The following is a 17,775-nucleotide window of genomic DNA, read 5'->3' as shown; positions in this document are numbered from 1 at the left end:
GTTATTGATCCATCAGCGGCGCCTTGCGCGCCATTGGACGACGAAGCGGCGCAGCACCCGCGACACACGGCTGGCGTGGCGGTTGCCGAAGGGCGCCGCGGAACGCTTGCCTGCTACGCGCCGCACGAATCGAAAACGCCACTGGCGCAGTGTGCGCCGCGCAGCGCGCAGCGCTTCACCGGCCTGCAAAAAAGCCCGGCTGGCGCGCAGCCGGCCGACCCAGCGGTTCTTCAGCGTCATGAACCAGCCGTGGCAGCGCGCAAACCAGCCCAACGCCAGCAGGGTCGGGAGGGTCAGCGCGTAGATCCGGGCCACCACCAGGGCGCCGCCCAGCTTGGCGATCACGATGGTGGCGATGCCGGACAGGGCGTGGCCATGCGCGATCGCCATCAGCGCCAGCAGCTTGACCGGCAGGAGCAGCAGCCCGGGCAGCACGAACAGGCACAGCGCGCCCCAGGGCGGCAGCAGGCGCACGCGGCTTTCCAGCGCCGCCAGCAGCGGCCACCGCGCCAGGCCTGCGCCCAGCCGCGCGCCCACATCCCAGCACCACTCTTCGAGCAGCAGGAGCAGGGCGGCCAGGTGCACCAGCGGCGCGAACAGGCGGGTGCGCGCATTCGTCGTGGCTCGTGTCATGGCTGAATGATACGGGAAAAGGAGACGCTCGCCGCCGCAGCCGTGCCGCATATGCATCACGTTTGTGCGCTTGGAGATACAATAAGACCCATGAACAAGGCGTTTGTAAAAGAGTCCGACAACGAGGACGATGATGAAGCCCTGGCGCTGGCCCAGCAGATCCCGGCCGGCTCCAAGAACTACATCACCCCGGCCGGGCACAAGGCCATCAAGGATGAGCTGCTGCAGCTGATCGACGTCGACCGGCCGGAAGTCGTGCGCGTGGTGCACTGGGCCGCCTCGAACGGCGACCGCTCGGAGAACGGCGACTACATCTACGGCAAGCGCCGCCTGCGCGAAATCGACCGCCGCATCCGCTTTCTCACCAAGCGCCTGGACTCGGCCTTCGTGGTCGATCCGTCCGTCCATTACGGCAACGACCAGGTCTTCTTCGGCGCCACGGTCGCCTACCTGAACAAGGCGGGCGAGGAGCACACCGTCACCATCGTCGGCATCGACGAATTCGATCCCTTGAAGGGCAAGATCAGCTGGGTGTCGCCGGTGGCGCGCGCGCTGACCAAGGCGCGCGAAGGCGAGGTCGTCATCCTCCAGACGCCGCTGGGCACGGACGAGCTGGAAATCCTCAGCGTCGACTATCCCGAACCGATTACGGACTGATTGTCATGAAACACCCCACCGAGACCGCGCGCGAGGCGGATGCGCTCGCTGCGTTGCGCGCGGCCACGGCCAGCCGGCACGAGGCGCTCGACAGCGGCTTGCCGATCGGCGCGCTTGATGCCTCGCTGGGCGATTACGCCTCCCACCTCGCCATGCTGCGCGCCTGGCTGGCGCCGCTGCAGGTCTGGCTCAGCGGTTTTACCGACGGCCCCCAGTTCGACCCGCATTTCGACCTCCCTGGCCGGCTGGACCTGATCGCGCAGGACCTGGCCGAGCAGGGCATGCCGACCGCGCCCGCTGCGGCGGCGCTTGCCGGCGACTGGCCGGCCGCCGCCAGCCCCGCCTGGCGCTGGGGCGTGTGCTACGTGATCGAAGGTTCGCAGCTGGGCGGCGCCGTCCTCTACCAGCGCCTCCATGAGCAGCTGGCCCCGCATCCGCTGCGCTACCTGAAGGGCCTTGATGCCGGCCCCGGTCCGCGCTGGCGCGCCTTCATGCAGGCGCTGCGCGAGCACGTGCGCAGCCCGGAGGAGATTGCCGAGGCCAGCGCCGGCGCCTGCGCGGCTTTCGACAGCATCCTCGCCCTGGGCCTGCACAAACGCCAGCAATGCAATAAAGCGTGAAAATCTTTCCTATCGGCATGACATAGAATGTCCTGACAGGGCCGCAGCCGTGGCCGGATTCCGGGAAGGACGCTTCATGAATATCGTCGACGTGCCGCAGGATCACCTGCACTGGCCGGCGCGCTGCTGCCGCTGCGCGGGCGGCCACCTGCTGTGGTACGGCCTGGCGATCGTGTTCGGCGCCATCGCCTGGCTGCTGCTGTCAAAGAACAATGGTTCGGCGGCGGCGGCGGCGGCGAACCGCGAACTGCTGCTGATGCTTGCCGCGATCGCCTGCGCCGTCGTCGGCGTGCGCAAGAAGCCGATCAAGGTGCTGCGTCTCGACGACGAAAAGGGCACTATGCGCATCAAGCTGTACAACGAGACCATCGCCACCGAGTTGCGGCGCAAGTCGGTACTGGCCAGGCATGGTGCGGCGCAGGAGGCGGCGAAGCGCTAGGGCGGGGGACTATACTGCCTTCATGCACCTGTACCGCGAATTCCCGCCGCATCCGGCCCTGGCCGGCCACGTTGCCTGCCTGTGGACCAGCCATGCCGTCCCGAGCGGCGCGCCGGTGCGCCACCGCGTGCTGCCCGATAACTGCATCGATATCCTGTGGCAGGACCGCGCGCCGCTCGGCTTGGTGGCCGGCATGATGTCGCGCCCGCACCGGGTCGAGGTGGCGGCGCCGGTGCTGACGGTGGCGGTGCGTTTCCTGCCCGGTGCGGCGCGTGCGTTTTTCGATGTGCCGCTGGATGTGCTGCAGGATGGGCATCCTGGACTGTCCGAGCTGTGGCCGCGCGACGAGGCCGAGGCGCTGGCGGCGGCGTTGTGGGAGCGCTCCTTATCGCTTGAGCAGCGCCTGGCGGTGATCGAGGACGCGCTGCTGAGGCGCTTGCGTTTCGATGACGCGGAGCGTGCCGGCCGGCTGGTGCGCACGGCCGTCGGCTTGATCGAACGTGCCGGCGGCGTGTTGAAGGTCGAGGCGCTGGCGAGCACGCTGGGCGTCTCGCGCCAGCACCTGGCGCTGCACTTCCGCGAGCGGGTCGGCCTGAACGCCAAGACCTTTGCCATGGTGTGCCGCTTCAGGCGCGCCAGCGCGGCCCTGCGTGTTGCATCCGGCGCGATCGACTGGGCCGGGCTGGCGGGCGAGTGCGGCTACTACGACCAGTCGCACCTGATCCACGAGTTCCAGCAGTTTGCCGGCGAGACGCCGGAAGCGTTTGCGCGGCCACAGTCCAGCCGGCCCGGCTAGAATGCCGGCATGGCCAAGAAAACCCCCATCTTCCCCGGTCCGCGCACAGGGCGCGGCCAAGTCCTCGCGATCCTGCTGTCCAACGCCGACCAGGCCGGCGCCGAGCCCCTGCGCGGGCGCGTGACCCTCGCCGCCATCGTGCGCTCGCTGAAACGCAAATACCACTGGCCGATCGAGACCAGCAGCTTCCCGTCGAATGCAGCGGATGGGCGGGCGACCTGGGCCACCGTGTACAGCCTGCCGGCCGAGGTGATCGCGAAGGCGCTGGACGGGCGCGGGCGGGACTGGTTGCGGAGCAGCCTGGGATCGGCTACACCGGATCTTTGAACAGCTTGTCTGCGTAGCACCAACCCCAGGTTTCTCCCGGCTCGTCGGAGCGGATCACCGGATGTCCGGTGACGTGGTAATGCCTGGTCGCGTGCTTGTTTTTCGAATCGTCGCAGCAGCCGACGTGACCGCAAGTCAGGCAGACGCGCAGGTGCACCCAGCTGTCGCCGGTTTGCAGGCATTCTTCGCAGCCCTCGGTATTGCCCTTGCGGGTGGCGATTTGATGGAAGTGGGCGCAGTCCTGGCTCATAGAGGCTCCTGATCGAAAGTAGTCACTGCAGAACTTGGCGCAACACAGCCAGGACTTGAAGCCCTGGATAGTGATTGCGGTCGGGATAAGCCCCCCGATGATAGTAGCTCCAATAACTTGTCGCGCGGCGCTCGAGTGTCGCCAGATAGTCCGGATTTTCCAACGCAAATGCGCCAAGCGTGGCAGCGTCGCGCGTGACGATGCCCCTGGCGACATCGTCCGCAATCTCGACAACATATTCGCCGGCCACTTGAAGGAGATAGGGCGTCACCCAGGCCTCGTCGCTGGCAAGAAGCTCCTTCAGACAATCCTGGCGCAAGTAGCCGTCGTAGTGCCGCGTTCCAAGGCACGCAATGATGAGCCTGGAGACCCCGTGGGAATTGCCTAGTTCGCGGCGCAATACCTCAGGCCTGTAATAAAGCCGATATGGGATGAGGAGGATTTCTCGATCCAGGTTGACCATGAACGCCTGGCGTAATGAACGCATTTCTCCCGCATCGAGCAATGCGACGGCTTCCCGAACGGCGGGACGCAGCCTGGACGGAAAGGCCAGGGATTCGTCGCATCTCGTTTCGCAAGTAAAGAGAAACATCGAAAACCTCGGGTCGAATAAGGGCGAACGAAAGCCAGTGTACGAGTGCTATTGCTGAAAAAGCAAACAATCTGCGCCAGGCCGTGACAGCCAACTTCGCATTTCCCGCACCAGATCATCCAAATTTCCTGATGTTTTTATAAATTCCACCGCTATACACTTTGTTGGTCGTTCATAAACACAACGGCCTGCCAAGACAGTGTGCCTGGGCAGAACTCATGGAAAGGGAATTGAAATGAACAGGTTGCCATTGAAGGTGATCGGTATCGTCGTCGCACTGATCCTCGTGGTATCGCTCGCGCCATTCGGCACCGTGCCGGCGGGACACCGGGGCGTGATGACGACGTTCGGCAGCCCGAGCAGCGAGGTGCTGAGCGAAGGCATCCACTTCCGCATTCCGCTGGCGCAGAAGCTCAACCTGGTCAACGTCTCGATCCAGAAGGGTGAGGGCGACGGCGACGCCGCTTCGCGCGACCTGCAGATCGTGCACACCCGCGTGGCGCTGAACTACCACGTGCAGCCATCGGCCGCCGTGACGGTGTTCCGCGACCTGGGCAACGAGCCGGGCACCCGTATCATCATCCCGTCGGTGCAGGAAGCCGTGAAGGCCGTCACCGCGCGCTTTACCGCCGAGGAGCTGATCGCCAAGCGCACCGACGTGCGCGACCAGATCGTGGCCCAGCTGCGCGAACGCCTCGGGCGCCACGGCATCGTGGTCGACGAGTTCTCTATCGTGAACTTCAACTTCTCGCGCTCCTTCAATGAAGCGATCGAAGCCAAGACCACGGCCGAGCAGCTGAAACTGAAGGCGGAACGCGACCTGCTGCGCATCGAAGTGGAAGCCAAGCAGCGCGTTGCCCAGGCCCGGGCCGAAGCCGAATCGCTGGCCATCCAGCGCCAGCAGGTGACGCCGGAACTGATTCGCCTGCGCGAAATGGAAAACCAGCGCCATGCCATCGATAAGTGGGACGGCAAGCTGCCCAATGTGTCGGGCGGTGCAATCCCCTTCATTAACGTCAACGGCGCGAAGTAAGCGATGGGAGCGGTCATGAAATTCGATATTTATGGCCGCTTCCGGGTCGAAGTCCGGCGCGAAAACGAAGAATGGATCGTTTATCGCGCCGAACTGGGGAAGCGCACAAGACTGATCGATGTGATGATTCCGCCGGATGTGGCGGCGCCGGAAATCGCCACCTGGCTCGACGACGTATTCCATGAATACGCCGGCATCGGCCAGATGGTGGACCAGCTGGCCGATTAATGCGCCGAGAGCTTCATCAGCACAAGCCCGCTGACAATCAACACCGCGGCACAGATGCGCATCGGGCCGATCTGTTCGCCCAAAAACACGATGCCGACGATGAAGGCGCCGATCGCGCCGATGCCGGTCCAGACCGTATAAGCCGTACCCAAAGGCAGGCTGCGCATGGCGACGGACAGCAAGCCGAAGCTCGCCATCATCATGACGACGGTAATGAGGGAATAAGTGAGATGGGTGAAGCCATTCGACAGTTTCATCGAATACGCCCACACGACTTCGAACAGTCCGGCGACGATTAACAAGATCCAGGCCATGGCGGCTCCCTTGAAAAACGGGCCGTCCCGAATGTGTTCCCGGATGGGGGCGGTCGTCCGCCTGGTCCCGCATTGTAGCCCACCTTCCATTTTTCCAATACTGCGCCCCGGCGGGATGGCATGATGTCGCTTTGACAGGGATATCAGGAGACCATCATCATGATCAAGGGATTGCGTACCGTGAAGTACCCCGTGGCCGACCTCGACAAGGCCAAGGCCTGGTTCACCGAGGTGTTCGGCGCGGCGCCTTATTTCGACCAGCCGTTCTACGTCGGCTTCGCCATCGGCGGCTTCGAGCTCGGCCTGGTGCCGGACGGGACGCCGGGCACGGCGGGCTCGGTGGTGTACTGGGGTGTGGACGATATCGAGGCCGAGGTCGCGCGCATCGTCGGGCTGGGCGCGACGGAGCACGAGGCGATTCAGGAGGTGGGGGAGGGGATCAAGGTGGCGGAGTTGAAGGATCCGTTTGGGAATGTGCTGGGTTTGATCTACAACCCGGTGTTCGATCTGGCTGCGGTGCGGTGAGTGATACCGTCGTTCCCGCGGAGGCGGGGACCCAAGTTCTGTCCGCGTTTCGGTAGCGCTTGCAAACTTGGGTTCCCGCCTTCGCGGGAACGACGATCAGGTCCGCTCGCGCTCGACCCGGTTCACCCCCGCCACGCGCCGCAGGTTGCGGATCAGGTGGGCCAGGTGCACGCGGTCCTTCACCTGGATGGTGAAGCGCAGCTGGGTCATCATGTGTTCGTCGTCCTCGTCCATGCCCACATAGGTGATGTTGGCGTCGGACTCGCCGATCTCGGCGGCGACTCTGGCGAGGATGCCCTTCTCGTTGTTGATCAGAAGACGGATGCGGCAGTCGAAGCGGCGGTTCAGCTCATTGCCCCACTCGACGGGGATCCAGCGGTCCGGTTCCTTGTTGCGCAGGCGCTTGGCTTGAGAGCAGTCGCCGGTGTGGACCACCAGGCCCTGGTCGCGGCGCAGCTGGCCCATGATCTGGTCGCCGGGGATCGGCAGGCAGCAGGGCGCCAGCTGCACCGACACGCCTTCGCTGCCGTAGATCGTGACCGGATTGAGCTCGGGGCCGCCCGGGCTGTCCTGGGCCGGCACGGTGTCGACCGCGCCATCCATCAGGCCGAAGATGTGGCGCGCCACCAGCGCCGGCATGCGCTTGCCGATGCCGACGTCGGCGTACAGCTCGTCCATCGACTTGGCCGAGGACTCGGCCAGCAGCTTCTCGATGGTCGATTGCTGCAGCTCGCCCTTGATGCCCAGTTGCGCCAGCGCCTGCGACAGCAGTTCCTGACCCAGCTCCACCGATTCGTTCAGGTTGATGGTGCGCAGGTAGTGGCGGATCGCGGAGCGCGCCTTGCCGGTGCGGACAAAGGACAGCCAGGTCGGGCTGGGCCTCGAATCCGGGTCGGTCTCGATCTCGACGATGTCGCCATTGCGCAGCTCGGTGCGCAGCTGGGCCGGCTCGTGGTTGATCTTGACCGACACGGTATGGTCGCCGATGCCGGTGTGGATCGAGTACGCGAAGTCCAGCGGGGTGGCGCCGCGCGGCAGGGCGATGATCTTCGACTTCGGCGTGAACACATACACCGAATCCGGGAACAGGTCGACCTTGACGTGCTCGAGGAACTCGGCCGAGTCGCCGGTCTGCTGCTGGATGTCGAGCAGCGACTGCAGCCAGGCGTGGGTACGCTGCTGCAGGTCCGACATGTTCTGGTCGCCGGTCTTGTACAGCCAGTGCGCCGCCACGCCGCTTTCCGCGGTGCGGTGCATTTCCTGGGTGCGGATCTGGAATTCGACCGGGGTGCCGTAGGGGCCGATCAGGGAGGTGTGCAGCGACTGGTAGCCGTTGATCTTGCGGATCGCGATGTAGTCCTTGAACTTGCCGGGCATCGGCTTGTACAGGGCGTGCAGGGTGCCGAGCGCCACATAACAGTTCGGGACGGTGTCGACGACCACGCGGAAGCCGTACACGTCCAGCACCTGCGAGAACGACAGGTGCTTGTTGCGCATCTTCTTGTAGATGCCAAACAGGGTCTTCTCGCGGCCGTAGACTTCGGCCTGGATGCCGGCCGCGGCGAGCGTGTTCTTGACCGCGTCGAGGATCTTCTTGACCACTTCGCGGCGGTTGCCGCGCGCGGCCTTGATCGCCTTCGCCAGGGTCTGGTAGCGCAGCGGGTACAGGTGCGAGAAGGACAGGTCCTGCAGCTCGCGGTAGATGTCGTTCAGGCCGAGCCGGTGCGCGATCGGCACGTAGACTTCCATGGTCTCGCCGGCGATGCGGCGCTTCTTGGCGGGCGCCATCACGCCCAGCGTGCGCATGTTGTGCAGGCGGTCGGCCAGCTTGATCAGGATGACGCGCACGTCGGACGCCATGGCCAGCAGCATCTTGCGGAAGTTCTCGGCCTGGGCCTCGACCACGCTCTGGAATTCGATCTTCTCCAGCTTGGACAGGCCGTCGACCAGGTTCGCGACCTGCGGGCCGAAGCGCTCGAGCAGCTCTTCCTTCTTGACGTCCTGGTCCTCGATCACGTCGTGCAGCAGCGCGGCCATGATGGCCTGGGCGTCCAGCTTCCAGTCGGCGCAGATCTCGGCGACGGCGATCGGGTGGGAGATATAGGGTTCGCCCGACTTGCGTACCTGGCCGAGGTGCATCTCGTCGGAGAAGCGGTAGGCTTCCTTGACCTTCTTGAGTTCGGCGGGCGTGAGGTATTCGGCCAGCTTGCTGGCGAGGTGGGAAATCGACGCGACGCCTGGAGCAGGCGCCGGTTCGGCTTCGTGCGGCTTGCTTGCGGACCGGCTGGGCCGGCCCTTGGTGGTGCCTGAGTGGATGGAATCCGGTGGGGACAAGGTCATACTCTAAGAAATCAGCCGCTGTATGGGGACAGCATAACAGATTGGACCAAGGGAGGAACCGAGCTCAGGCACTAGAAATCAGTTGGGGTCAGATCCTACCCGTAAAGTGCGGGATCTGACCCCAAAAATTACATCGGGACCTTTTTCAGCATTTCCAGGCCAACCTTACCCGCAGCGATTTCACGCAGGGCGACGACGGTCGGCTTGTCCTTGGCTTCGACTTTCGGGGTGTGGCCCTGCAGCAGCTGGCGGGCGCGGTAGGTGGCGGCCAGGGTCAGCTGGAAACGGTTCGGGACGTTTTTCAGGCAATCTTCGATGGTAATGCGGGCCATGGTCTACTCCAAAATGATAATCGGTCGCTAACCCGGGAGGATCAGCTTTGCGGTTGATGCGCGTGGATTCCTAACTGTGCAAACAGCGAAGCATTGCGGGCCGCCTGCTGGGCGAAACGTGCTCGTGTCGCTTTGACAATCGCCTGCAGCTCGGACAGGGCGACGTTGAACTCTTCGTTGATGATAGCATATTCGAACTCGGGAGCGTGAGCGATCTCGCCGCCCGCAGCCAGCAAACGACGGGTGATGATGTGCGGTTCGTCGGTGCCGCGCTTGTGCAGGCGCTCTTCCAGTGCCGCGATCGACGGCGGCAGGATGAAGATGCCGGCCGCATCCGGGAACAGCTTCTTCACCTGGCGCGCACCCTGCCAGTCGATCTCCAGCAGGATGTCGGTGCCGTTCTTCATTTCCTGTTCGACGATCAGGCGGCTGGTCCCGTAGTAATTGCCGTGCACCTCGGCCCATTCCAGGAACTCGCCGCGGTCGGCGCGCGCGACGAAATCCTCGGCGGTGGTGAACTGGTAATGGACGCCGTCCTGCTCGCCCGGGCGCGGCGGGCGCGTGGTGGTCGAGATCGACAGCTTGATGCCCGGCTCCTGCGCCAGCAGGGCATTCACCAGGGTCGATTTACCGGCGCCGGACGGGGCGGCGACAATGAACAGGCTGCCGGAGAAGGCGTTGGTGATCATGGTTGTTCCTTTGTTACGTGTATTCGATATTTACAATGCCCGTGGGCACGGGGTGCCCACCCTACACGTCCGTAGGGTGGGCACCCCGTGCCCACGTGTGCCAAGCATTAAAGCCAGGCATATAGTCAGTCGGGTCGTTAATTCGGGGTCAGAGCCCGGTGTTCACGGGTGGGCTCTGACCCCGAATTAAGGACCCTCGATTATTCGAGGTTTTGTACCTGCTCCCGCATCTGCTCGATCAGCAGCTTGAGCTCCATCGATGCATCCGCCAGTTCCTTGACCGAAGCCTTGGCGCCCAGCGTGTTCGCTTCGCGGTTCAGCTCCTGCATCATGAAGTCGAGGCGCTTGCCGACCTGGCCGCCTTTTTTCAGGATGTGGCGGGTCTCGTTCAAATGCGCGGTCAGGCGCGACAGCTCTTCGGAAACGTCGATGCGGATGCCATACAAGGTGACTTCCTGGCGAATCCGTTCGAAGACTTCCTGTCGTGTCAGTACCTGCGGATTGCCGTGGCCAGCCAGGCCCAGCGCATCCTGCATGCGTTCGACCGCCTTCTGCTGGAACTGCGAGATCACCTGCGGGATCAGCGGCGTGATGCGCTTGACGATGGCTTCCATCGATTCGATGCGCGACAGCAGCATCGCTTCCAGGGCTGCGCCTTCGCGCTTGCGGCTGTCGACGAAGGAGGCGACCACCTGCCTGGTGAGCTCGGCGACGTCGGCCTGCAGCGATTCCTGGCCCACTTGCGCTTCTTCGATCACGCCCGGCCAGCGCAGCAGTTCGGCCACCGTCATCTGGGGCGCGGAGGCGAAGTGGCGCGAGACTTCTTCCTGCAGCCGCGCGAGGTCGGCCAGCAGTTCCTGGTTCAGCGCCTGGGAGCCGCTCGCGGCCTTGCGGCCGAAGGAGAGGCGGACTTCTACCTTGCCGCGCGTGATCGCAGCCATGATCGCCGAGCGCAAGTCCGGTTCGAGCGCACGCAGCTCGTCGTTGATGCGGAACTGCAGATCGAGGAAGCGCGAGTTGACGCTCTTGATTTCGATCGTGAGGGTGCCAGCAGCGCCTTCGCTGGTGGCGACCGCATAACCTGTCATGCTAGAAATGCTCAATGGAGTCCCCGGCTAATCTGGGATCTGGTCGATCCCTTTATTCTTTACAAAGCGGTGATTTATCCACACAATCGCCGTGTTACGCAAGGAATATTCCCAAATGGCTGCACAAAATAACGCTCCCCTGCCCGAAGGGCTGGAAATTGGCGGATATCGCATTGTAAAGAAAATTGCGTCCGGCGGGTTCAGTATTGTTTATCTTGCATATGACGGCGACGGCAATGCGGTCGCGATCAAGGAATACCTGCCCAGCGCCCTCGCGCTGCGCCAGCCAGGCCAGCTGATTCCCATCATCTCGAAAGCCAATCTGCCGGTATTCCGTATCGGCCTGAAGTGCTTCTTCGAGGAGGGCAGGGCGCTTGCGAAAATCGTCCATCCCAACGTGGTGCGGGTCCTGAACTTCTTCCGCGCCAACGACACCGTGTATATGGTGATGGCCTACGAATCCGGTCACTCGCTGCAGGAGCAGATCTCGCGCCTGATGGCCAGGAGCCAGCGCGCCAGCGAAGGCTTCATCCGCCAGGCCTTCAAGGGCGTCTGCGGCGGCCTGCGCGAGGTCCATGCCAACAAGCTGCTGCACCTGGACCTGAAGCCGGCCAATATCTACCTGCGTACCGACGGCACGCCGCTGCTGCTGGACTTCGGCGCCGCGCGCCAGACCATCAACACCGATTCGCCGACCCTGGCGCCGATGTACACCCCCGGCTTTGCCGCCCCCGAGCTGTATGCCAAGGGCGCCACGCTCGGCCCCTGGACCGACATCTACAGCATCGGCGCCGCGATCTACGCCTGCATGGCCGCCGCGCCGCCGCAGCCGGCCGACCAGCGCAAGGCACGCGACGACATGGCGGAGCGCTTCGCCAAACTGGATGGCGCCTGGTCGCCCGAGTTGCTGGCGATGGTGAAGTCCTGCCTGGCGATGGACCCGCTGGCGCGGCCGCAGAGCGTATTCGCGGTGCAGAAGGTGCTGCAAGCGGGACCCCCCGCAGCGCCGGCGCCGGCTGAAGAATCCCCCGCATCCGGCTGGCGCAGCCTGGTCAGCCGCATCAATCCCTTCGCTTAGGAACGCCATGCAGTTTTCCGTCTACCAGCAAAGCCATATCGGCGGCCGCAAGGTCAACCAGGACCGCATGGGCTACAGCTACACGCGCGAAGCCCTGCTGCTGGTGCTCGCCGACGGCATGGGCGGCCACCAGCGCGGCGAGGTCGCGGCCAGCATCGCCCTGCAGACCATGTCGACCCTGTTCCGCAGCCAGGCCACGCCGTATGTAAAGAAGCCTGAGCGCTTCCTCGAGGACGCCTTCGAGCAGGCGCACGAAGCGATCCAGCGCTACGCCCGCGAGCACGGCATGCCGGACAACCCGCGCACCACCATCGTCGCCTGCCTGGTCCAGCACAACTGCGCGGTCTGGGCACACTGCGGCGACTCGCGCCTGTACTGGCTGCGGCGCGGCCAGATCCTGGCGCGCACGCGCGACCATTCGCACATCGAGCACCTGATCGCCAAGGGCCTGGCCGACCCCAGCGAACGCGGCACCCACCCCGACCGGAATAAACTCTATAGCTGCCTGGGCGCGTCGACGCCACCGAAGGTCGAGCTGTCGCGCCAGTCCAGCCTTGAGCCGGGCGACGTGCTGCTGCTCTGCTCCGACGGCTTGTGGGGCATCCTGCCGGATACCGAGATCGTGCACCAGCTCTCTACCCACACCATCGTGCAGGCGGTGCCGGACATGATCGGCATGGCCACCGCGATTGCCGGCCCGCGCGGCGACAACACCACGGCCCTCGCCATCCAGTGGCAGGGCGCGCACGACGCCCCATCCAGCGGCGACGAGGGCATGGTCTCGACCCTGATGCTGCCGGAGGGCGAAGTCACGACCCGCCTGGCCGAGGAGCCGGCAGCAAGCCCGGTGGACGACTTCGGCGACGAGGACATCGAAAAGGCGATCGCCGAGATCCGCGACGCGATCGAGAAATCATCCCAGCTACTCAAATAACAAAGGATCCATCATGACTTTCACCACGCGACCGAGCAACCGCGCCGTCGACCAGCTGCGCGCCATCCGCATTACCCGCCAGTACACCAGGCACGCCGAGGGCTCGGTGCTGATCGAATGCGGCGACACCAAGGTGATCTGCACCGCCAGCATCGAAGAGAAGGTGCCCGGCTTCCTGAAGGGCAAAGGGCAGGGCTGGATGACGGCCGAATACGGCATGCTGCCGCGCTCGACGCACACGCGCATGGACCGTGAGGCCGCGCGCGGCAAGCAGTCCGGCCGCACCCAGGAGATCCAGCGCCTGATCGGCCGCTCGCTGCGCGCCGCGTTCGACCTCGAGGCATTTGGCGAGCGCACCCTGCACCTGGACTGCGACGTGATCCAGGCCGACGGCGGCACCCGCACCGCCTCGATCACCGGCGCGATGGTCGCCGCCTACGACGCCTTCAATGCGCTGGTGGGCCGCGGCATGATCGCCTCGGTGCCGGTCAAGCAGTTCGTGGCGGCCGTCTCGGTGGGCGTCTACAAGGGCATGCCGGTGCTCGACCTCGACTACATCGAAGATTCGGACTGCGACACCGACATGAACGTGGTGATGACCGACCTCGGCCACTTTGTCGAAGTACAGGGCACGGCCGAAGGCGCGGCCTTCTCGCGCGCCGGCATGAACCGCCTGCTGGACCTGGCCGACAAAGGCATCCGCGAACTGGTGACCCTGCAGAAGCAGGCGCTGGGCCTGGCCGGCTAAGGGCGAGAACGGGCTGCGTTTACGCGGATCCACGAAACAGCCGGGGGCGCGCGGCGTTTTCGGCGCACCTGTCTTTTTCGTCGGCGATAATGGGTTTTTCGGAGACGCATTGAGAAGAGCGATGAAAAAAAATCCACGCCTCGTCACGCACGCCCTGGTCTCGCTGCTGATGGCAGCCGCCGGCACACTCGCCCATGCGGCCAACCCGATCGTCCCCGGCTGGTATGCCGACCCGGAAATCCGCATCTTCAAGGGCCAGTACTGGATCTACCCGACCTATTCGGACGATTTCGGCAAGCCGGCCCGCGCCAGCAAGTTAACGCCGCAGCAGGAAAAAATGCGCGCCCGGAAGGACCTGATCTGGGAGCCCTACCTGAAGCAGACCTTCCTCGACGTGTTTTCCTCGCCCGACCTGGTGCACTGGACGAAGCACGAGCGCGCGCTCGACGTCGAGAACGTGGCCTGGGCTGCCTACGCCGTGTGGGCGCCCTCGGCCATCGAGCACAAGGGCAAGTACTACCTGTTCTTCGGCGCCAACGACATCAAGAGCAACGGCCAGCCCGGCGGCATCGGCGTGGCCGTCAGCGACCGTCCTGAAGGACCGTTCAGGGATGCCCTCGGCAAGCCCCTGATCGGCGAGATCGTCAACGGCGCCCAGCCGATCGACCAGATGGTCTTCAAGGACGACGACGGCCAGCTCTACATGTATTACGGCGGCTGGAAGCACGCCAACGTGGTCAAGCTGGCGCCCGACCTGCTCAGCCTCGTGCCCTTCCCGGACGGCTCGACCTACAAGGAGATCACGCCCGACCCCGAGTACGTGGAAGGCTCCTTCATGGCCAAGCGCAAGGGCGTGTATTACCTGATGTGGTCGGAGGGAGGGTGGACCGGGCCGGACTACCGCGTGGCCTATGCCATGGGGTCGTCGCCGTTCGGGCCGTTCAAGCGGATAGGGACGATCCTGGCGCAGGACGGCAAGATCGCGCGCGGGGCAGGGCATCACTCGGTGGTGAACGTGCCGGGGACCGACGACTGGTATATCGCCTATCACCGCCGTCCTTTGCAGGACAAGAACGGGCATCACCGCGAGATGGCCATTGACCGCTTGTACTTCAACGAGGATGGGACGATACGGCCGGTCGTCATGACCAACGAAGGCGTGGCGCCGCGGCCGCTCGTCCCCAAGGTTTAATGGTGCAGCTGGCTGCTGGCCGCTGCCTGGCCGGGCTGGTCGAGGCGGAAGGCGCGCTCGCCGGCCGCCGTGTCGGCATGCGCTTCAAAGCGTGTGACCTTGCCGTCGCGTAGGGTAAAGACGTGGATGAAGGGTGTGTCGAAGCTGCGCCCGGTCTGCTTGGCATGCCAGGTGGCCTGCCCCTGCACCACGACCTTGTCGCCTTCCGCGATGAATTCCTGCGGTTCGAAACGTGTAGGCTGGGCAGTGGCATCCATCCTGGCGAAGAACTCGGCAATGCCCTGCTTGCCGTGGAAGGTGCCGGCAAAGGGAATGTGATCCGAGTCCGGGCTATACCATTCAGCCTGGTCGTCGCAGCGTTCGATCACGCCGCGGATGTCGCCGCTCAGGAATTGTTGATAGGCGTCTTGCACCACTTGCTTGTTTTGCTGGGCATCCATCGCAGCTCTCCCGTGACCCGGTCCCAATGACCGATGAATCAGCCTAGTACCACCCTTGAGGAAGTCAAGAACTGCCGTGCGCGCGCTCGCGTCCCTGCGTAGCCTTTACAGGTATAATGCCAAATGTTAAATTTTCTCCGGGAGAAATAAACGATGTCGCTCGTGAAAGCCCGCAACAACGTTAACGTCTCTGGCAGTGGCGGAGCGACCATGGTGTTCGCTCACGGATTCGGGTGCGACCAGACCATGTGGCGTTTCCTTGCCCCGGCCTATGAAGAACGCTTCCGTACGATTGCATTCGACCTGGTCGGCAGTGGCCGGTCGGACCTGACGGCGTACAGCCGCGAGAAATACAATACCCTGCACGGCTACGCCGACGACCTGCTGGAGATTATCGACGAGTTTGCTACCGGTCCGGTGGTCTTCGTCGGCCACTCGGTCAGCACGATGATCGGCCTGCTCGCCACGATCAAGGCGCCGGAAAAATTCAGCGCCCAGGTCATGGTCGGCCCATCGCCCTCCTACATCAACGATGGCGATTATGTCGGCGGCTTCAGCCGCGAGGATATCGACGAGTTGCTGGAAACGATGGAAGCGAACTACCTCGGCTGGTCGAGCAGCCTGGCGCCGGCGATCATGGGCGTTCCCGACCGGCCCGAGCTGCGCGAAGAGCTGACCAGCAGCTTCTGCCGCAACGATCCCGACATCGCCAAGCATTTTGCGCGCGTGACTTTCCTGTCCGATCACCGCGAGGACGTGGCGCACTCGCAGGTGCCTGCACTGATCCTGCAATGCAGCGACGACATGGTGGCGCCACGCTCGGTCGGCGAGTTCCTGCACCGCAAGCTGCCGGTCAGCACCCTGCACATCATCGAAAACGTCGGCCATTGCCCGCACATGAGCGCGCCCACCGCGAGTTCGCAGGCGATCGACCAGTTTCTTGCGCAAACCCTGCGCTGACATGTAGTGGACGACACATCGCCTTCCGGTGAGGCCCTGTTCGCGCGCGCCGCCTGCGGCTTGCTGCTGACTGCCGCCGACGGCTTGGTATTGAAGGTCAACAGGACTGCCTGTGTCTGGCTCGGCTACGAGGAAGAAGACCTCGTAGGCAAAGTGCTGGTGCGCGACCTGCTGCCGGTGGGCGCCCGCCTGTTTTTCAACACGCATTGCCAGCCCATCCTCCAGCTGCAAGGCTCGGTGGCCGAGATCCAGGTGGAGCTGCGCAACCGCCGCCAGGAGCGCTTGCCGATGCTGATCAACATCGTACGGGAGCAGGATGGCGACCGGATCGTCGATCATTGGGCCTTGTTCAAGGCATCCGACCGTCGCGCCTACGAGCGCGAACTGCTGGCCGCCCGCAAAGCCGCGGAAGCCGCCGAGGCCGAGCTGAAGAAGCTGAATGCGCAGTTGTCGGCGGCGGATCGCCGCAAGGACGAATTCCTGGCTACGCTCTCGCACGAACTGCGCAATCCGCTGGCGCCGATGCGCAGCGCGCTCGACGTCTTCAAGCTCAGGTTCGGCCAGGCCGCCGACGACCGCCTGCTGCTGGTCTTCGACCGCCAGCTGCGCCACCTCACGCGGCTGGTCGACGACCTGATGGAAGTCTCGCGTATCACGCAAGGACGCATGCAGTTGCGCCGTGCGCCGGTGGAGCTGTCCGCACTCGTGCGCAGCGCGGCCCTCGATATGGCCGAGACAATGCACGCGGCGCGGCACAGCCTGCACCTGTTCGTCTGCGAGGCGCCGGTAATGGTGGACGGCGACGCCACCAGGCTGGCCCAGGTCGTGATCAATTTACTCACCAATGCCGCGAAATATACGCCGGATGGCGGCCGCATCGAACTGCACCTGCATTGCGAGCCGGAGCTGGCCGAGATACGGGTCTGCGACAACGGCATCGGTATTCCCGCGCCGGCGCTCGCCACGGTGTTCGAGATGTTCTCGCAACTCGAGCCGGCGCTGGAGCGCGCCAAGGGCGGACTTGGCATCGGCCTCGCCCTGGTACGCGGGATTGTCGAACTGCACGGAGGCAGCATTCACGCCGACAGCGCCGGGCCCGGCAAGGGAAGCACGTTCACCGTGCGCCTGCCGCTGGCGGCAGGCTCGGTCTGCCCGGCCGAGGAGGCGCCCGTTCGAGCCGCCCCCGCCCGCGCCCGCATCGTGGTGGTCGACGACAACCAGGACGCCGCCGAGATGCTGGCGATGGCGCTGGACATGCTGGGCTGCGAAGTGACGGTCGCGCATACCGCGGCGCAGGCGCTGGAGCGCATCGCCAGTGCCGGCCCGTCGGTGGTCCTGCTCGACATCGGCCTGCCCGACATGAACGGTTACGAACTGGCGCGCCAGGTGCGCCAGTTGCCCAATGGCGCCGCCATGACCCTGATTGCCACCACCGGCTGGGGACAGCAGAAAGACCGTGAACGGGCTTTCAGCGCGGGTTTCGACCATCACCTGACCAAGCCGATCGATTTCGCCCAGCTCGAGCCCCTGTTGCCACGTGCCGCCGGCGCCTGAATTAAA

The 17,775-nt window shown here is 64.4% G+C and carries 23 protein-coding genes; 14 read left to right on the top strand and 9 right to left on the bottom strand.

Translation table 11 applies throughout. From position 1 onward, the window contains the following. Positions 1-12: 12 nt before the first annotated feature. Positions 13-633, bottom strand: coding sequence for a hypothetical protein (locus tag LQV39_RS21885; RefSeq protein ID WP_230029258.1), 621 nt, complete (start codon positions 631-633; stop codon positions 13-15). 90 nt (positions 634-723) lie between these two features. On the opposite strand from LQV39_RS21885, the gene greB reads away from it, so the two are divergent. From greB to LQV39_RS21860, 5 genes are all read left to right on the top strand, one after another. Continuing rightward, positions 724-1,290 carry a transcription elongation factor GreB gene (gene greB, locus LQV39_RS21880; RefSeq protein ID WP_230029256.1) on the top strand — a complete coding sequence of 189 codons (567 nt, stop codon included), beginning with the start codon at positions 724-726 and terminating at the stop codon, positions 1,288-1,290. Positions 1,291-1,295: 5 nt separating this feature from the next. Beyond that, on the top strand, positions 1,296-1,910 hold the full coding sequence (locus LQV39_RS21875; RefSeq protein WP_230029254.1) for a biliverdin-producing heme oxygenase: 615 nt from the start codon (positions 1,296-1,298) through the stop codon (positions 1,908-1,910). A gap of 76 nt (positions 1,911-1,986) precedes the next feature. Next, positions 1,987-2,349: a hypothetical protein gene (locus LQV39_RS21870; RefSeq protein WP_230029252.1), complete on the top strand. Its 363-nt coding sequence runs from the start codon at positions 1,987-1,989 to the stop codon at positions 2,347-2,349. A 22-nt stretch (positions 2,350-2,371) separates the two neighbouring features. Continuing rightward, entirely contained in the window at positions 2,372-3,145 is a 774-nt protein-coding gene (locus LQV39_RS21865) for an AraC family transcriptional regulator (protein WP_230029250.1), read from the top strand. A gap of 9 nt (positions 3,146-3,154) precedes the next feature. Continuing rightward, the gene (locus tag LQV39_RS21860; protein ID WP_230029248.1) at positions 3,155-3,472 is read left to right on the top strand and encodes a hypothetical protein; all 318 of its coding nucleotides are present in this window, start codon (positions 3,155-3,157) and stop codon (positions 3,470-3,472) included. Here LQV39_RS21860 and LQV39_RS21855 read toward each other — a convergent pair. Next, positions 3,456-3,722 carry a UBP-type zinc finger domain-containing protein gene (locus tag LQV39_RS21855; RefSeq protein ID WP_230029246.1) on the bottom strand — a complete coding sequence of 89 codons (267 nt, stop codon included), beginning with the start codon at positions 3,720-3,722 and terminating at the stop codon, positions 3,456-3,458. The genes LQV39_RS21860 and LQV39_RS21855 overlap by 17 nt on opposite strands. 22 nt (positions 3,723-3,744) lie before the next feature. Further along, positions 3,745-4,314, bottom strand: a complete 570-nt coding sequence (locus LQV39_RS21850) for a hypothetical protein (RefSeq protein ID WP_230029244.1) — start codon at positions 4,312-4,314, stop codon at positions 3,745-3,747. A 235-nt stretch (positions 4,315-4,549) separates the two neighbouring features. Between LQV39_RS21850 and LQV39_RS21845 the strand changes: the two genes are divergently transcribed. Together LQV39_RS21845 and LQV39_RS21840 are read left to right on the top strand one after the other, a co-directional pair. After that, on the top strand, positions 4,550-5,347 hold the full coding sequence (locus tag LQV39_RS21845) for a prohibitin family protein (RefSeq protein WP_230029242.1): 798 nt from the start codon (positions 4,550-4,552) through the stop codon (positions 5,345-5,347). A 15-nt stretch (positions 5,348-5,362) separates the two neighbouring features. Next, entirely contained in the window at positions 5,363-5,575 is a 213-nt protein-coding gene (locus LQV39_RS21840) for a hypothetical protein (protein ID WP_230029240.1), read from the top strand. Here the strand turns inward: LQV39_RS21840 and LQV39_RS21835 are convergent. Then, a complete protein-coding gene (locus LQV39_RS21835; protein ID WP_230029238.1) occupies positions 5,572-5,889 on the bottom strand; it encodes a multidrug efflux SMR transporter in 318 nt (105 codons plus the stop codon). The two genes, LQV39_RS21840 and LQV39_RS21835, sit on opposite strands and share 4 nt — an antisense overlap. 159 nt (positions 5,890-6,048) lie before the next feature. On the opposite strand from LQV39_RS21835, the gene LQV39_RS21830 reads away from it, so the two are divergent. Beyond that, on the top strand, positions 6,049-6,414 hold the full coding sequence (locus LQV39_RS21830) for a VOC family protein (protein WP_230029357.1): 366 nt from the start codon (positions 6,049-6,051) through the stop codon (positions 6,412-6,414). Between the two features lie 96 nt (positions 6,415-6,510). Here LQV39_RS21830 and LQV39_RS21825 read toward each other — a convergent pair whose 3' ends face one another. The 4 genes from LQV39_RS21825 to LQV39_RS21810 all read right to left on the bottom strand — a co-directional run bounded on the left by LQV39_RS21825 (position 6,511) and on the right by LQV39_RS21810 (position 10,863). Next, positions 6,511-8,754 (bottom strand): bifunctional (p)ppGpp synthetase/guanosine-3',5'-bis(diphosphate) 3'-pyrophosphohydrolase, encoded by a 2,244-nt coding sequence (locus tag LQV39_RS21825; RefSeq protein ID WP_230029235.1) that lies wholly within the window; start codon positions 8,752-8,754, stop codon positions 6,511-6,513. 128 nt (positions 8,755-8,882) lie between these two features. Beyond that, the gene (gene rpoZ, locus LQV39_RS21820; RefSeq protein WP_005665923.1) at positions 8,883-9,086 is read right to left on the bottom strand and encodes a DNA-directed RNA polymerase subunit omega; all 204 of its coding nucleotides are present in this window, start codon (positions 9,084-9,086) and stop codon (positions 8,883-8,885) included. A gap of 41 nt (positions 9,087-9,127) precedes the next feature. Then, positions 9,128-9,775 carry a guanylate kinase gene (gmk, locus tag LQV39_RS21815; RefSeq protein WP_230029233.1) on the bottom strand — a complete coding sequence of 216 codons (648 nt, stop codon included), beginning with the start codon at positions 9,773-9,775 and terminating at the stop codon, positions 9,128-9,130. 200 nt (positions 9,776-9,975) lie between these two features. Then, positions 9,976-10,863, bottom strand: coding sequence for a YicC/YloC family endoribonuclease (locus LQV39_RS21810; protein WP_230029231.1), 888 nt, complete (start codon positions 10,861-10,863; stop codon positions 9,976-9,978). A gap of 115 nt (positions 10,864-10,978) precedes the next feature. Here LQV39_RS21810 and LQV39_RS21805 point away from each other — a divergent pair, with 115 nt between their 5' ends. From LQV39_RS21805 to LQV39_RS21790, 4 genes are all read left to right on the top strand, one after another. Further along, positions 10,979-11,941 (top strand): serine/threonine-protein kinase, encoded by a 963-nt coding sequence (locus LQV39_RS21805; protein WP_230029229.1) that lies wholly within the window; start codon positions 10,979-10,981, stop codon positions 11,939-11,941. A gap of 7 nt (positions 11,942-11,948) precedes the next feature. Then, positions 11,949-12,875, top strand: coding sequence for a PP2C family serine/threonine-protein phosphatase (locus LQV39_RS21800; protein ID WP_230029227.1), 927 nt, complete (start codon positions 11,949-11,951; stop codon positions 12,873-12,875). A gap of 13 nt (positions 12,876-12,888) precedes the next feature. Continuing rightward, positions 12,889-13,623, top strand: coding sequence for a ribonuclease PH (gene rph / locus LQV39_RS21795; protein WP_230029225.1), 735 nt, complete (start codon positions 12,889-12,891; stop codon positions 13,621-13,623). A gap of 121 nt (positions 13,624-13,744) precedes the next feature. Next, positions 13,745-14,815 (top strand): glycoside hydrolase family 43 protein, encoded by a 1,071-nt coding sequence (locus LQV39_RS21790; protein ID WP_230029223.1) that lies wholly within the window; start codon positions 13,745-13,747, stop codon positions 14,813-14,815. On the opposite strand, the gene LQV39_RS21785 is transcribed toward LQV39_RS21790, so the two are convergent. Continuing rightward, complete coding sequence (locus LQV39_RS21785) at positions 14,812-15,255, bottom strand: nuclear transport factor 2 family protein (RefSeq protein ID WP_230029221.1); 444 nt, start codon at positions 15,253-15,255, stop codon at positions 14,812-14,814. The two genes, LQV39_RS21790 and LQV39_RS21785, sit on opposite strands and share 4 nt — an antisense overlap. Before the next feature lie 210 nt (positions 15,256-15,465). On the opposite strand from LQV39_RS21785, the gene LQV39_RS21780 reads away from it, so the two are divergent. Next, entirely contained in the window at positions 15,466-16,215 is a 750-nt protein-coding gene (locus LQV39_RS21780; protein WP_290368620.1) for an alpha/beta fold hydrolase, read from the top strand. Between the two features lie 6 nt (positions 16,216-16,221). Further along, positions 16,222-17,769, top strand: coding sequence for an ATP-binding protein (locus LQV39_RS21775; RefSeq protein WP_230029217.1), 1,548 nt, complete (start codon positions 16,222-16,224; stop codon positions 17,767-17,769). Positions 17,770-17,775 lie beyond the last annotated feature (6 nt).

Source organism: Massilia sp. Bi118, from assembly GCF_918697865.1.
Classification (GTDB): Bacteria; Pseudomonadota; Gammaproteobacteria; order Burkholderiales; family Burkholderiaceae_D; genus Telluria.
The sequence above is the reverse complement of the archived record's forward strand: the minus strand, read 5'-3'. Positions and strand labels throughout refer to the sequence as shown.

Bases quoted from the DNA above. Each gene is read 5' to 3' on its own strand.
- LQV39_RS21885 (WP_230029258.1), bottom strand. From the start codon at position 633: ATGACACGAGCCACGACGAATGCGCGCACCCGCCTGTTCGCGCCGCTG.
- greB (WP_230029256.1), top strand. From the start codon at position 724: ATGAACAAGGCGTTTGTAAAAGAGTCCGACAACGAGGACGATGATGAA.
- LQV39_RS21875 (WP_230029254.1), top strand. From the start codon at position 1,296: ATGAAACACCCCACCGAGACCGCGCGCGAGGCGGATGCGCTCGCTGCG.
- LQV39_RS21870 (WP_230029252.1), top strand. From the start codon at position 1,987: ATGAATATCGTCGACGTGCCGCAGGATCACCTGCACTGGCCGGCGCGC.
- LQV39_RS21865 (WP_230029250.1), top strand. From the start codon at position 2,372: ATGCACCTGTACCGCGAATTCCCGCCGCATCCGGCCCTGGCCGGCCAC.
- LQV39_RS21860 (WP_230029248.1), top strand. From the start codon at position 3,155: ATGGCCAAGAAAACCCCCATCTTCCCCGGTCCGCGCACAGGGCGCGGC.
- LQV39_RS21855 (WP_230029246.1), bottom strand. From the start codon at position 3,722: ATGAGCCAGGACTGCGCCCACTTCCATCAAATCGCCACCCGCAAGGGC.
- LQV39_RS21850 (WP_230029244.1), bottom strand. From the start codon at position 4,314: ATGTTTCTCTTTACTTGCGAAACGAGATGCGACGAATCCCTGGCCTTT.
- LQV39_RS21845 (WP_230029242.1), top strand. From the start codon at position 4,550: ATGAACAGGTTGCCATTGAAGGTGATCGGTATCGTCGTCGCACTGATC.
- LQV39_RS21840 (WP_230029240.1), top strand. From the start codon at position 5,363: ATGAAATTCGATATTTATGGCCGCTTCCGGGTCGAAGTCCGGCGCGAA.
- LQV39_RS21835 (WP_230029238.1), bottom strand. From the start codon at position 5,889: ATGGCCTGGATCTTGTTAATCGTCGCCGGACTGTTCGAAGTCGTGTGG.
- LQV39_RS21830 (WP_230029357.1), top strand. From the start codon at position 6,049: ATGATCAAGGGATTGCGTACCGTGAAGTACCCCGTGGCCGACCTCGAC.
- LQV39_RS21825 (WP_230029235.1), bottom strand. From the start codon at position 8,754: ATGACCTTGTCCCCACCGGATTCCATCCACTCAGGCACCACCAAGGGC.
- rpoZ (WP_005665923.1), bottom strand. From the start codon at position 9,086: ATGGCCCGCATTACCATCGAAGATTGCCTGAAAAACGTCCCGAACCGT.
- gmk (WP_230029233.1), bottom strand. From the start codon at position 9,775: ATGATCACCAACGCCTTCTCCGGCAGCCTGTTCATTGTCGCCGCCCCG.
- LQV39_RS21810 (WP_230029231.1), bottom strand. From the start codon at position 10,863: ATGACAGGTTATGCGGTCGCCACCAGCGAAGGCGCTGCTGGCACCCTC.
- LQV39_RS21805 (WP_230029229.1), top strand. From the start codon at position 10,979: ATGGCTGCACAAAATAACGCTCCCCTGCCCGAAGGGCTGGAAATTGGC.
- LQV39_RS21800 (WP_230029227.1), top strand. From the start codon at position 11,949: ATGCAGTTTTCCGTCTACCAGCAAAGCCATATCGGCGGCCGCAAGGTC.
- rph (WP_230029225.1), top strand. From the start codon at position 12,889: ATGACTTTCACCACGCGACCGAGCAACCGCGCCGTCGACCAGCTGCGC.
- LQV39_RS21790 (WP_230029223.1), top strand. From the start codon at position 13,745: ATGAAAAAAAATCCACGCCTCGTCACGCACGCCCTGGTCTCGCTGCTG.
- LQV39_RS21785 (WP_230029221.1), bottom strand. From the start codon at position 15,255: ATGGATGCCCAGCAAAACAAGCAAGTGGTGCAAGACGCCTATCAACAA.
- LQV39_RS21780 (WP_290368620.1), top strand. From the start codon at position 15,466: ATGGTGTTCGCTCACGGATTCGGGTGCGACCAGACCATGTGGCGTTTC.